At 62.9% G+C, this 13117-nt stretch carries 14 protein-coding genes; 8 read left to right on the top strand and 6 right to left on the bottom strand.

Annotated features, from left to right (window positions below; translation table 11 throughout):
- Nucleotides 1-38: 38 nt before the first annotated feature.
- Nucleotides 39-776, bottom strand: a complete 738-nt coding sequence (locus tag IB265_RS28075; protein ID WP_057255255.1) for a glutathione S-transferase family protein — start codon at nucleotides 774-776, stop codon at nucleotides 39-41.
- 291 nt (nucleotides 777-1067) lie between these two features.
- On the opposite strand from IB265_RS28075, the gene IB265_RS28070 reads away from it, so the two are divergent.
- The 7 genes from IB265_RS28070 (at nucleotide 1068) to IB265_RS28040 (ending at nucleotide 7726) form a co-directional block, all read left to right on the top strand.
- The gene (locus IB265_RS28070) at nucleotides 1068-1541 is read left to right on the top strand and encodes a VOC family protein (protein ID WP_057255254.1); all 474 of its coding nucleotides are present in this window, start codon (nucleotides 1068-1070) and stop codon (nucleotides 1539-1541) included.
- 242 nt (nucleotides 1542-1783) lie between these two features.
- Nucleotides 1784-2698: a glutathione-dependent disulfide-bond oxidoreductase gene (gene yghU, locus IB265_RS28065; RefSeq protein WP_112996492.1), complete on the top strand. Its 915-nt coding sequence runs from the start codon at nucleotides 1784-1786 to the stop codon at nucleotides 2696-2698.
- A 10-nt stretch (nucleotides 2699-2708) separates the two neighbouring features.
- Entirely contained in the window at nucleotides 2709-3086 is a 378-nt protein-coding gene (locus tag IB265_RS28060; protein ID WP_057255252.1) for a hypothetical protein, read from the top strand.
- Nucleotides 3087-3538: 452 nt separating this feature from the next.
- The gene (locus IB265_RS28055) at nucleotides 3539-4879 is read left to right on the top strand and encodes a sugar ABC transporter substrate-binding protein (RefSeq protein ID WP_057255251.1); all 1341 of its coding nucleotides are present in this window, start codon (nucleotides 3539-3541) and stop codon (nucleotides 4877-4879) included.
- A gap of 65 nt (nucleotides 4880-4944) precedes the next feature.
- Entirely contained in the window at nucleotides 4945-5976 is a 1032-nt protein-coding gene (locus IB265_RS28050; protein WP_057255250.1) for an aldo/keto reductase, read from the top strand.
- On the top strand, nucleotides 5973-6914 hold the full coding sequence (locus IB265_RS28045) for a carbohydrate ABC transporter permease (RefSeq protein WP_057255249.1): 942 nt from the start codon (nucleotides 5973-5975) through the stop codon (nucleotides 6912-6914). Before IB265_RS28050 ends, IB265_RS28045 begins: the two co-directional genes overlap by 4 nt.
- Nucleotides 6911-7726, top strand: coding sequence for a carbohydrate ABC transporter permease (locus tag IB265_RS28040; protein ID WP_057255248.1), 816 nt, complete (start codon nucleotides 6911-6913; stop codon nucleotides 7724-7726). Before IB265_RS28045 ends, IB265_RS28040 begins: the two co-directional genes overlap by 4 nt.
- 14 nt (nucleotides 7727-7740) lie before the next feature.
- Here IB265_RS28040 and IB265_RS28035 read toward each other — a convergent pair whose 3' ends face one another.
- Both IB265_RS28035 and IB265_RS28030 read right to left on the bottom strand, forming a co-directional pair.
- A complete protein-coding gene (locus IB265_RS28035) occupies nucleotides 7741-8172 on the bottom strand; it encodes a CHRD domain-containing protein (RefSeq protein ID WP_057255247.1) in 432 nt (143 codons plus the stop codon).
- Nucleotides 8173-8300: 128 nt separating this feature from the next.
- Nucleotides 8301-8864, bottom strand: a complete 564-nt coding sequence (locus IB265_RS28030) for a TetR/AcrR family transcriptional regulator (RefSeq protein ID WP_057255246.1) — start codon at nucleotides 8862-8864, stop codon at nucleotides 8301-8303.
- A gap of 142 nt (nucleotides 8865-9006) precedes the next feature.
- Here IB265_RS28030 and IB265_RS28025 point away from each other — a divergent pair, with 142 nt between their 5' ends.
- Complete coding sequence (locus IB265_RS28025) at nucleotides 9007-10209, top strand: MFS transporter (protein ID WP_057255245.1); 1203 nt, start codon at nucleotides 9007-9009, stop codon at nucleotides 10207-10209.
- A 47-nt stretch (nucleotides 10210-10256) separates the two neighbouring features.
- Here IB265_RS28025 and IB265_RS28020 read toward each other — a convergent pair whose 3' ends face one another.
- The 3 genes from IB265_RS28020 to IB265_RS28010 form a co-directional block, all read right to left on the bottom strand.
- Complete coding sequence (locus IB265_RS28020; RefSeq protein WP_057255244.1) at nucleotides 10257-10841, bottom strand: cysteine hydrolase family protein; 585 nt, start codon at nucleotides 10839-10841, stop codon at nucleotides 10257-10259.
- A 139-nt stretch (nucleotides 10842-10980) separates the two neighbouring features.
- Nucleotides 10981-11358 carry a response regulator gene (locus IB265_RS28015; protein WP_093232700.1) on the bottom strand — a complete coding sequence of 126 codons (378 nt, stop codon included), beginning with the start codon at nucleotides 11356-11358 and terminating at the stop codon, nucleotides 10981-10983.
- A 2-nt stretch (nucleotides 11359-11360) separates the two neighbouring features.
- On the bottom strand, nucleotides 11361-12887 hold the full coding sequence (locus tag IB265_RS28010) for a sensor histidine kinase (RefSeq protein WP_057255242.1): 1527 nt from the start codon (nucleotides 12885-12887) through the stop codon (nucleotides 11361-11363).
- Between the last annotated feature and the right edge of the window lie 230 nt (nucleotides 12888-13117).

The raw sequence follows: 13117 nt of genomic DNA, 5'->3' as shown, positions 1-13117 counted from the left end.
CGCGCGCCGCGACCATCGGCGCGCAACACTCCGGCGGCTCAGACCGCAATCGCGCCCGTCAAACGCAACACGTCCTCAAGCGGAACGAGACCTTTCATCGAACCGTTGCCGGCGGCAGGTTCGCCGTCTTCGATCGCCAATGCGAAGCGGAATGCGGGATCAGCCTCGATGCGTTTGCGCAGCGCATGGATGCGCGGGTAGTTCCGTTCATAGTCCTCGGGCTCGATCGCCTCGTGAAAATCCACCCAGCGGGCGACGCCGACGAAAACCGCATCGGCCAGTGTCGGCCGGCCGCCCAGCAGGTAGTCGCTGTCCCCCATCATCGCCTCGAGCTGCGCATGGCGCTTAGCGACAAACTCACGGCCGAAGACGCGGAGCGTTTGGCGATATTCTTCCGTAGCCTCTTCCGCCTCCAGCGCCACCCACATCGGGAAGAAGGCACCGGTGAAGCCGGTGTTGAGGAAAGCGATGAACTGATGCATCCGGTCGGCTTCGTAGGTTCCGGGCGCGAAGCTGATGCGGCGCTCATGGTCCCGCCCCTCGAGCCACAGCGCGATCGCCATCGTTTCCGTATGGACACGCCCTTCGTCGGTGACCAACACGGGCGTTTCGACCCGGCCGTTCAGCCGCTGATAGGCCTCGGTGCGCATTTCACCGAGCATGTCGACGCGGGTGAGGCGGTAGGGTTGGCCGAGCCATTCAAACGCGGTGACCAGTCCGGCGGAACTGCCGAGCGGAAAGCCCGCGGTGAAGATCGGTTCAGCGATAGTGTGCATGTCGGTTTCTCCATGGTTGATGCCATGGATATATTCGCGTGGACGCTACCTCTGTAGACTGCCGAAAATAGACTTATCGTTCACATATGTAGACGATTGATCTTGACGAACGGAAATCAGATCGTACGCGATCGAACCGACGCGTAGAAGCCGCAAGCGGTGGCGTCGTCATCATCTGCGCTCAGCAAAGCGCACTAGCACTTTCGGGCTGGAGATAACCGGGCTGCTACCTATTTCGTATGAGACCCCATGGAGAGGGCCGCAAGCCTTCAACGCGAAAGGAACAAGGCTATGGCAAAGAACACGATCTGCCTCTGGTATGACAAGGACGCCGAAGCCGCTGCGCGGTTCTACGCCGAGGTCTTCCCGGACAGCCGTCTGACCGCAGTGCACCGGGCGCCCGGCGACTATCCGTCCGGCAAGGAGGGCGATGTGTTGACGGTCGAGTTCACCGTTGCGGGCGTCGCCTGTCTCGGCCTCAACGGGGGGCCGATGTTCAAGCACAACGAGGCCTTCTCGTTCCAGATCGCCACCGACGATCAGGAAGAGACCGACCGCTACTGGAACGCCATCGTCAACAATGGCGGCGAGGAAAGCGCGTGCGGCTGGTGCAAGGACAAATGGGGGATCTCCTGGCAGATCACGCCCGGGGTCCTGATGGAAGCGCTGGCGGCCGGCGGCGGCGAGGCGAAGCGCGCATTCGAGGCCATGATGGACATGCGCAAAATCGACGTGGCCGCGATCGAGGCGGCACGGCGCGGTTGATGCTGCACCGCGGCGGGCGATCTGCCGCTGGTGTTCCCGCTGGCCAAAGCGGACATGCGCATGTCGAAAAAGTCGCACGTCTCCGAAACTTGCTTGCTAGCGCGCGGGCACGAAGAGAAACCGTTTTTCTGGCAGGTACCGAAAGGACGGTATAGAACTGCGCGAAGCAGCTGGCCGACATCGCATGTTTTGTGACGTTGCTTGCCCGTTGGATATGCCTTTAGACGACAAGGACAGATTTCATGACCGAAAAATCCCCCGCTGACAATTTCCCTGCCGGCTACCAAGTTCCCAAGGTCTGGACCTGGGACAAAGGCAACGGCGGCGCGTTTGCCAGCATCAACCGCCCGATCGCCGGACCGACACACGACAAGGACCTGCCGGTCGGCAAGCACCCGCTGCAGCTTTATTCGCTCGCGACTCCGAATGGCGTGAAAGTCACGATCATGCTCGAAGAGCTTCTGGCGGCGGGCCATTCGGGCGCCGAATATGACGCCTGGCCGATCCGGATCGGCGATGGCGACCAGTTCGGTTCCGGCTTCGTCGACGTCAACCCCAACTCCAAGATCCCGGCGCTGACGGACCATCAGCCGAAGGGCGGCGGCGAGCCGGTCCGCGTCTTCGAGTCGGCCTCCATCCTCACCTATCTCGCTGAGAAATTCGGCGCCTTCCTGCCGAGCGAGCTTCGCGCCCGCACCGAGACCTTGAACTGGCTGTTCTGGCAGATGGGCTCGGCACCGTTCCTGGGCGGCGGCTTCGGTCATTTCTACGCCTATGCGCCGATGCAGATCAAATACGCCATCGACCGCTACGCCATGGAAGTGAAGCGCCAGCTCGATGTGCTCGACCGCCATCTTGCCAACCACCGGTTCCTCGCCGGCTCCGAATACACCATCGCCGACATGGCGACCTGGCCCTGGTATGGCAACCTGGCACTTGGCCAGGCCTATGGCGACGCTGGCACCTTCCTCGAGGTTCAGAGCTACGAGCACGTCCAGCGCTGGACGGCCGAAATTGCCGCTCGCCCGGCGGTCAAGCGCGGCCGCATGGTCAACCGGCTGAGCGGCGATCCGGCCGAGCAATTGCATGAGCGTCACGACGCCTCCGACTTCGACACGAAGACTGAGGACAAGATCGTCGAGAAGCAGACCGCGTAAGGAGAACAGAATGGCCAAGCTGGCTGATATGACGAAACATCGGGGTTTTCCCTACGCCATGCCGGGCACGGGCATCCAGTTCGTCATCCGTCGGGCCAATCCCAAGGGGGCAACGCCGATCAAGGCGCTGCCTCGCCATGCCCGGCCGGGATCTGGGGCGCACCGCATCGATGCGGCCTTCCTCCACGCCCTCTGGCATCATTTCGGTGCGGAACCTTTCGAGCGCGGCAATCTCGATGCCGCCCGGCTGAACCTCCTGTTCGGACGCGAGGTGCTGCCGGTCGACAAGGATTTCGATCCCGTGTCCTATGAAGCGTTGCTCATCATCAACGAGAAGGTTGCCCGCCAGAGCTTCCCGGAATCGTTCGAGGACGTCTTCGAGGTATGACCACAGCGATTGGGCCCTGAGCGTCTGAGCGCCTACAGCGCCGCGCGTCTTATCAGACGCGCAAAGGTCGCTGTAGCACTTTGATTTGCTGCATGTTTTTGTCCTTTAACCGGCTACGATTAAAGGAAACATGCAGTAGGCCCAATCGGCTTCCTCTGCCGTCTCTACGGTCTGGCGCGGCTCGTTCCCGCAACAGCGCCGACGGGAGCGTCTTCCGCCTCCAACGGCATTCATGCGGCGATCGGGTCGCCTGAGAAATTCCTACCCCGACCGGCGGCTCGCCGCAGGAAAATCGTTCTCATATAATCCATAAAATATATGTATTATCTGTGTATCAGAATCCTCTTCTCCCCCATGATGCTGAAGCAAAGTCGCACGGCGCAGACCGCCGGCCAACGGATTGGCGTACGCCATCGCCGACCGCCAGAACTCAGATCTCGACGGAGGATTCCATGTCCATTTCCATTTTCGGCCAGGCCTATCGCCGCCGCAGCGTGCTGAAATCGCTTGCCGCCGCGGGCACCCTGCCCTTCATCGCCCCACTTGCCTCGTCGACGGCCCTTGCTTCCGGCAACAAGTACGCCGGGCGCACGATCAATCTGCTGATCATCCAGCCGCATGTCGTCACCGGCAAGAAGATTGCCGAGGACTTCGAGAAGCTGACCGGCGCCAAGGTCAACGTCACGGCGGTGCCTTATGACCAGGTCAGCGTCAAGGCGACGCTGGACGTGCAATCGGGCGCCAACCAGTTCGACGTCATCGACTATTTCTACACCTACAAGGGTCAGCTTGCCGAGGACGGCGTGATCGAGGACGTGACCGACCTTATCGAGCGCGACAAGGTCGAGATCCAGCCGGAAGATTTCATCCAGACCATCTACGACCAGTACACGCTGCACGACGGCCGCCGCTATGGCCTGCCCTATGACGGCGACAGCCACCTGTTGTTCTACAACCGCGAACTCTTCGACCGTTACGGCCTGAAGGCGCCCTCCACCTGGGACGAATACAACGAGAACGCCAAGGTGATCACCGAGGCCGAATCGAAGAACGGCATCTATGGCGCGGCCGTCCTGGGCGCCAAGATCCCGGTCATCATCCTCTCGACCTATGCCAACCGCCTGACCGGCTTCGGCGGCAACTTCCTGAAGCCGGACGGCACCTCCGCGCTTGACAGCACCGAGGCCGTCGAGGCCTTGAAGTCGCTGCTCGCCTCCGCACCCCACGCGCTGCCGACCCCGCTCGAAACGCGCTTTGAGGAAGGCCTGCCCGCCTTTCTCAACGGCAAGGCGGCGCAGATCGATTTCTGGACCGATCTTGGCGGCTACGCCCAGGATCCCAAGGGCTCGAAGATCGTCGACAAATGGGGCGTGGCCCGTATTCCGACCGGCGGCAGCAACAAGACGCCGCGCCTCGCCTTCAACGCCGGCTTCGGCTTTGCGATCACCAGCGGATCCAAGAACAAGAATGTCGCCTGGGACCTGATCAAGCTCGCCACCAGTAAGGACTATCACGAGCAGCTGCTGGCGCTGACCGGATCCGGCATCGACCCGGACCGCCAGTCGGGCCTGAAGTCGGAGAAGTTTAGGGCGTTCCAGCCGCTCGTGCAGCCGCTGCTCGACGACGGCGCCTTGGAAAACAGCCTTGCCTGGCCGACCGCCGTCTATGCGCCGAAGCTCGAAAACGCGCTGACCGACGAGCTGGCGCTGGCGCTGGCCGGCACCAAGAGCGCAGAACAGGCGATCGCCGATGCCCACCAGGCCTGGACCGAGATCATCGAGACCAACGGCTGATTGCTCCCTGGGGGCGCTCGCTTCCTCCCGGCAGCGCCCCCTCTTCTCTTTAGAGGTGAAAGATCATGACCACGGAAATCTTGCCGAAGCGCAGGCTCGGCCGTACCGGCTTCGACATCACTCCCGTCGGCTTCGGCGCCTGGGCGATCGGCGGCCCCGATTGGGGATGGGGCTGGGGAAGCCAGGACGACAGCCAGTCCATTGCAGCTATCCGTCATGCGGTCGAGCGCGGCATCAACTGGATCGACACGGCACCGGTCTACGGTCTCGGTCATTCCGAGGCGATCGTTCGTGAAGCGCTCTCGACGTTGCCGAAATCCGAGCGCCCGCTGATCTTCACCAAGGCCGGGCTGGTATGGGATCCGGACAATCGCAACGCCCTTCCGGCCCGCATCGGCAATGCCAAATCGCTGCGCCGCGAGGTGGAGGCTTCGCTGAAGCGGCTCGGCGTCGAGGTCATCGACCTTTACCAGATGCATTGGCCGACCAACGACGGCACACCGGTCGAAGACTATTGGGCAACCTTTGCCGACCTCAAGAAAGAGGGCAAGGTCCGGGCCATCGGTCTTTCGAACCACGACCGGGAACTGCTGGAGCGCGCTGCCACGGTCGCTCCCGTCGACGTGGTGCAGCCACCTTTTTCCGCGATCAAACGCAGGTTCGCCGAGAACGACCTGCCCTGGGTGCGCGCGCATGGCAGCGGCGTCATCGCCTATAGTCCGCTGCAGTCGGGCCTGCTTACTGGCGCTTTCACGCCGGCCCGCGCCCGGGCGCTTCCGACGAACGACTGGCGGTCGCGCGACGAGGAATTTTCCGGCGAGGCGCTCCACCGCAATCTCGCTTTCGCCGAGGGACTGAGGCCCATCGCCGCGCGGCACGAGACGACCATTGCCGCGATCGCTGCCGCCTGGGCGCTCTCCTGGCCCGGTGTGACCGGGGCGATCATTGGGGCACGTCAGCCAACGCATATCGACGGCTGGATCGAAGCGGCAACCGTCGCGCTCACGCCCGGTGACCTCGATGACATCGAGGACATGCTGGTTGCCACGCGGGCCGGCAGCGGGCCGACGCGGCCGGTTCTGGCAGAGGCGGCATGACCGCCTTCACCCTCGACGCTCTCGAGCCGGGCGCCGAGCGCCATTCCGCGCGACGAGGCATCCTTGCAGCGCGTCTCGGCCGCGCCTTGTGGATCGCTCCCGTCGTGTTCGCACTGGCCGTCACGACGCTCTACCCGACAGTCTTCCTGCTGGGGCTTGCCTTCAGCAAGAGCACGCTTGGAAAACCGTTTCGCGGCTTCGTCGGCGTCAAGCACTTCGCAACGGCGCTTCAGGATCCGATCTTCCTTTCGGCAATCGGCAGAAGCGTCGCCTACGCGCTGTCGACGTCGCTGCTGCAGCTCGCACTGGGTTTCCTGATCGCGCTGCTTTTCACGTCGCTGCTGAAAGGCGGCCGCTTCCTAATGAGCCTTGTGTTGCTGCCATTGATGACGCCGCCCGTCATGGTCGGGATCGCCTGGAAGCTGATCTTCGCGCCCGCAGGCGGGCTCTTGAACGGCGCATTAATCAACTACGGCGTGATCTCCCAGCCGATCTCTTTCCTCGGCCACCCCCTATTGGCCTGGTTGGCGATCGCCGTCGCCGATCTCTGGCAATGGACGCCCTTCATCGTCATCCTCTGCTTCGCAGCGCTTTCGACCATCCCGGAGGGTGTGCGCGAGGCTGCGCTCGTCGATGGCGCGAATGGCTGGCAGCGCTTCTGGCATATCACGCTGCCGCTCGTCGCCGCCCCGCTCTCGTCCATCTACCTCCTGAAGCTGATCCTCTCGTTCAAGCTGTTCGACCTGGTCTACATCCTCACCTTCGGCGGTCCGGGGTTTGCGACGACCTCGGCAGGATTTTCCATCTATCGCCGGGCGATAGAGCAGTTCGATGTCGGTCGGGCGGCCGCCGAGACGATCGTCTATGCGCTGGTCATCGGTCTGGCGACGCTGCCGGTCGTGCGCCTGCATCAGCGTTTCGAAAGGCGCGAACTATGAGGCGCGTCGGACACCATCTCTGGCTGGGTCTGGCAACGGCACCGATCGTCGGCTTTTTCGCCCTGCCCATCCTCTATCTGATCGCCGTTTCCCTGAAGACGAAGGACGACGTGCTGAACGGCTCGTTCTGGCCGACGGCGCCGACCCTTGCCAACTGGCCGGCGGCCTTCGAGGCGGCCAATGTCATCGGCTTCATCGTGAATTCCGTAACCGTGTCGCTGCTGGCGGGGCTGCTCACCATCGCGCTCACGCTGCCGTCGGCCTACGCGGTCCTGCGGTTGAAGATCGGTGGCCAATGGCTTTCGGACGTGACGCTCTCGAGCTACATGGCGCCGCCGATCGTCGCACTCATCCCGCTGTTCTTCCTGCTGAGGACGAGCGGCCTGCTCGACACGCGCGCCGGCCTGGTTCTGATCTACGGGCTTGCCAACGTGCCCGTCGCCTTCTGGCTGCTGACACCGTTCCTGCGCCGGATGCCGCTCGAGATCGAGCAGGCGGCCGCCATCGACGGAGCGGGGCCGCTGCGCATTCTGCTGCAGATCGTGGTGCCGATCATTGCGCCCGGCATCGTGGCGACCTTCATCATCGTCACGGTGCTCGCCTACAACGAGTTCCTCTTCGCCTCGGCCTTCACCTTCTCCGATGCCACGCGAACGCTGCCGGTCGGCATTTCTCTTTTCCAGGGCGACAGGCTGGTGAATTTCGGCCAGATGGCCGCAGCCTCGCTCGCGGGCATCGCCCCGGTCTACCTGATCGCGCTGTTCATGCAGCGCTATCTGGTCAGCGGACTGGCCCATGGCGCAGTGAAGTAGAAGACCGCCAGCGTCTACTGTGCCTTCTCCACCTGGCCGCGAATCTCGCCGTCGGGGAATTTCGCCGTGTGGATGTTGAGGTACCACTTTCCGCCTTGCAGATCTGCGAGCTGCTGATCGGTAAGCTCGGCAGAACCAGATTTCATCGAGGTCGAGATGTCGACGACCGGATCGGCATTTTCGCCCGCGGCTGCCGGACCGTGGAAATGGGCGGCGGTCGCATCCCCCGACAGGCCATCGGCGGTCACCGTCCAGGTCACCTTCTTCGTCGTCGTATCGAGGGTGATCTCGCCTGTGCCCTTGCCCGCGCTTTCGTTCGGCGGCACCTCACCCGATCCCGTCATGTCCGCCTTGAACTTCAGGGTTTCGGCCGAAACGCCGCCGGCGGCCAAGATCACAATAGTCGCAAGGCCAGCCAGAAGGGAACTCTTGTGGAACGGTCTCATCTCGCATCCTCCAGAACAGGTGTTGAGCAGGCGTTCCAACCCCGGGAACGGGTTTAGGTTCCGGTTGCGGGATCCTCACCAGACCTACGCGGGATGCGGGTGTTATGCTTCTTGGAAGCAACTACGCCTCAAGGCGCCGGCTTTGATGCCAGCGATGCCGTCACCAGACGCTCGACATGCGCCGCGTCCGGCGCACCGCCGAAGAGGATCCGGTACATGATCGGCGCGACGACGCCGTCCATAACGGCCTCGACATCCGTAAAGACTTCACCACGCTCCTCGGCGCGTTCGGCGATCACTTCGATCTGCTGCCTGGTGAAGTTGCAGCACTGGTAGGCACCGCTGCCATCCTGCGCCGCAAGCACGTCACGGATCATTTCGCGACCCGGCCCCGAGGACATTTCCTCGGCATATTGCTCGGCCCAGGCCATCAGATCACTGCCAAAACTTCCGGTGTCGACCGGCACCATGTCGGGACGCAGCCGCTCGACCGCGACGTCGGCGAGCAATTCCTGCAGGTCGCCCCAGCGGCGATAGATGGTCGAAGGCGTGACGCCCGCTTCCGCTGCGATCAGCGGAACTGTGACCTCGGTGCGCTCGAGCGTCGCCAGCAAGGTCTGCACGGCCTTGTGAACCGATGCCTGAACCCGGGCGCTTCGTCCGCCCGGCCGCGGGCTTTCCTTTGTCGCCATTCGCTCCAACCCCGTCTTTCTTCGGCCGTGCGGCCGATGCTTCAGAAATTCTCACAACAACATAAAAGCAAATTATTTGCTTTTAGCGCGAAGCATACCTAAATCTGCGAAACGCAACGATTTAGCTTTAAGGGTTATATAGATGTCTTCATCCTCCGAATCCAGAGAGAGCACTCGCGCGGCAAATCCCATTGCCTTCTACGCCGTCACGCTCGCGACATTCTTCGGCGCCTCCTCGGCCCCAACCCCGCTTTACCGCTTCTACCAGGAGAACTTCGCCGCCAGCCCGGTGGAGATGACCGTTATTTTCGCGGTCTATGCCTTCGCACTTCTCGTGGCATTGCTGATCGCCGGTTCGATCTCGGATCATCTCGGGCGCAAGCCGGTGATTTTCGCAGCGCTGCTCGTCGAGATGGCAGCGATGGCTCTGTTCGTCCTTGCCGACGGAACCGGCTGGCTGATCGCAGCACGCATCGTGCAGGGTCTTGCGACCGGCGTTGCCGGCGCTTCGATCGGCGCGGCGCTCGTCGATGTCGATCACGTCAGGGGACAGCTGGTCAACTCGCTCGCACCTTTGATCGGCCTGGCGGTCGGGGCGCTCGGCACCAGCGCGCTGATCCAGTACGGCCCCCTTCCGCTGCATCTCATCTATGTGCTGCTGTTCGTCGGCTTCATAGTCCAGGCGGCGGCGATCTGGCTGATCCCTGAAACCGGCGCGCGTCGTCCCGGAGCGCTGTCCTCGCTCATGCCGCGGATCGCCGTTCCGCAGCGCGCCAAGCGGCCGCTGGCGCTCGTCACCCCCGTAAATATCGCGAACTGGGCGCTTGGGGGTTTTTACCTCTCACTCGTCCCCTCGCTTGTCGCCGCCACCACGGGAAGCAAGAACCCGCTCACCGGAGGCGCCGTGGTCGCGGCGCTGATGGCCGCCGGCGCGTTGGGCGTCTTCCTTCGCCGCGCCCGCAACCCCAAGGCAAACCTGACCTTCGGTGTCTTGAGCACGACATTCGGCATGCTGACCGTGGTCGCCGGAACCCATCTCGCCTATGTGCCCATCCTGATCGTCGGCACGCTTCTCACCGGTATGGGTTTCGGCACGAGCTTCCTCGCCACGCTCGGCTCGGTCATGCCGCTGGCAAAAGCCGAGGAGCGCGCCGGGCTGCTGTCTACCATCTACATCCAGAGCTATCTGGCGTTCAGCCTGCCGGCAATTCTGGCCGGCTTCCTGGCGAAGGCGGTGGGCTACCAGCTTACGACCGACATCTATGCGGCAGCGATCATCGGTGTCGGGCTCATGGGGCTGATGGCCAGCCGGGCATCGCCAGAGAGGGAACCAAGCATGGCTTGAAGGGCGGCGAACAGGGTGGCGCGCAAAGGTTCCCGAATGGGCCGCGCCTAAGCCCGCGCCTGCGCAAGCCACTCATCGGTCGTTGCGATCTCCAGCTGAACCGAAAAGCGATTGCCGAGAAGCTCGAGCGCGGCATTGTGCGTCTGATCGACCGAGCTGCAGACCGCATCCTTCAACAGGATCACCCGGTAGCCAAGATCGATCGCTCCGAGCGCGGTCGCCAGGACGCAGACATCCGTCTCACCGCCGGTCACCACGATCGTTCCGATATCCTGGTGAGCGAGCAGGCTTTCCAGCTTGCCGCTTAACCAGGGGGAATAGGTGCGCTTGTCGAGAACACGGGCGGGCGGCACCAGACGCTGCAAGGGAGGAAGGAGATTGATCAGGCCCGGATCGAGCCGTGTCGCGGTCATCATCGGCCATTTTTCATAGTAGGGCCGCCACATGCCCGGCATTTCCGCCGGCGAATGTGGCGGGACGAACCGGGTGAAAATGGTGCGATCCGGAAAGCGGCTAGCGACCTCCACCACCTGGTCGGAGATCGTCGCCATCCAATCCACCTGCCACGGCGTCTCCTCGTTGAACATTCGCTGCATGTCGACGCAAATATGAATCCAGCGTTCCGCGTTCATGATCACAATCCACCCGACACATTGGGCCACCCAACGCATTTGGGTCCAACGAACAAACTCCGCGGGATGAAATGCGGTTCCTCATCCCGGCTGTACGCAATCGGTGCTGGTGTCAGCAACCGGGTACGACCCGGGCCCGTCACGCGCGGTTGCCTCCGAAAAGCGTCTTGAGCGTCTCCACCAGCACCGCACTCGCGAAGGGCTTGGAAAGGATCGGGGCCGCATGGTGCGTGCCGTTCAGGGCCGTGTCGCCATAGCCGCTCAATATGAGAAACGGGATCGATCTTTCATCGCATGCGTCGGCGACCGGGAGCCCGCTGTGCCCCTGGAGATTCATGTCCAGCACGACGGCGTCGATTTTCGTCTCCTCCTGCAGCAACCCCAATGCCCGCCCGACGGTTGGCGCAGGACCAATCACTTCGCCGCCGGCATCGACCAAGGTGTCCTCGATCGACATGGCCACCAGCATCTCGTCTTCGACGACAAGTATCCGGCGTCCCGTCAATATCCCAGACATGGTCATTCCCCCTTGTCGTCCATGCCGGCACGCTCACCGTCGACGAAGTCCATCGCGATCGTGCAGGTGACACCTTCCGGCTCGAACCGGAGATCGACGGGGTGTCCCAGTTCGTTGGCGAGGCCGCGGTTGAGAACGCGCAGCCCGAAACCCTGCCGCTGAGGGGGCGATGCCAGTGGTCCTCCGCGCTCTTCCCACCGGACCGTGCACACGTCTCTACATTGCCATGACAGCGCAACACGGCCACCGGGGCTCGATAGAGAACCGTATTTGATCGCATTGGTCAGCAATTCGTTGAACGCCATCGAAAGCGGCAGGGCCTGTTTCGGGCTGATGCGGATCGCAGGCCCGTGGAGAGCCACGCGCCCGTCTTCGATCCAGGCTGCGAGAACCGCCCGGGCGATGTCGTTCAGGTACACCGCCTGCCATGCCTCGCGGGTCAGCAGGTCGTGTGCCCCGGCAAGAGCAAGCAGTCGGCCGTTGAACGCTTCGGCAAAGGCTTCCGGCTTATCGGCACTCTTCAACGTCTGTTCGGCAAGGGACTGCACGGTTGCAAGCGTGTTCTTCACACGATGGTTGAGCTCACCGATCAGCAGCTTCTGGCGCTTTTGTGCTCTGCGCTCCTCGGTTCGATCCCTGAAGATCTTGAGATAGCGATCCGGTCCGCTCTCCTCGACGGGAAGCATGACGCCGGAGCCCCAGAAACGGGATCCATCCTCGCGATAGTGCCAGCGTTCGTTGGTCGCGCGCCCCTCCTCGCGCGCCGTTCGCATCTCCTGCTCGGGGACATCCGATGCTCGGTCCTGCGGGCTGAAGAAAATGTCACCCGGCTGACCGAGGATCTCGGTGTCGCGATAGCCGAGCAGCCGTTCGGCGCCACTGTTCCAGCTTGCGATCCGTCCGGCACCGTCGAGCGTGATGATCGCATACTCGCTGGCGCTGTCGAGGATGATCCGCAGCCGCTCGTTGCTGCGGCGAAGTCCCTCCTCGGCACGCTGGTGCGCCTCCTCGGTCCGTCTGCGCTCGATGCTGAAGCCCAGTTGCCGAGCGATCGTCAGGGAGAGGACGGCCTCCTCCTCCGTGAAGACATGCACCACTTCGCGATAGGTCATGAACTTTCCAATGACCACGCCGTTGGCGGTCAAGGGAATGAAGGCGAGCGCGCGAATCCCCTCGCCCCTTATGGTGTCCTTGAGCGCCTGAGGCTCTTCGGCAAGCTCTATGTCGCTGACGAAAATCGGGGTGGCTTCGCGGTCACCGGGCCTCCACGGTGAGTGACCGTCGACCGCCCGGCGATAGCCTTCGGAGAGCCCGCGTGAAGCGACGAAACGCATCACCCCCGCAGAGTCGAAAAGTAGGATGGAGGCGCGGCGGCAGCGCAAGGCTCGCTCGATCGCATCGAACGTGGCATCGAAAATGTCGGCCAGCGAATTGGCACGATAGAGCGCATCCGTGAACTGAAACAGAGCCGCCAGTTCATCCGCCTTCTTGATCCAGGAGCTATCGACGCCGGACGAACTCTGCCTCATGTCTGCACTCCGGGTCCCGGCCAGCGATCTACGGGGACCACCGCTAAAGACTGCGATCACGAATCCGCTTGTGAAATTGGTCCCACGCCCGGTGACCAAAAGGAGACAACTGTAGCGGGGCGTTTCGATTTCAAGCCTGCTGGAGCAGTCGATTGGACCGATCACGGGCAAGTGCGGGGAGCGACCGGGTGGGGGCTCTCGACCTTGATCGGCGCGATATAGGCTTCGCG

It is taken from the genome of Ensifer sp. ENS10, assembly GCF_014852025.1.
Classification (GTDB): domain Bacteria; phylum Pseudomonadota; class Alphaproteobacteria; order Rhizobiales; family Rhizobiaceae; genus Ensifer.
The sequence above is the reverse complement of the archived record's forward strand: the minus strand, read 5'-3'. Positions and strand labels throughout refer to the sequence as shown.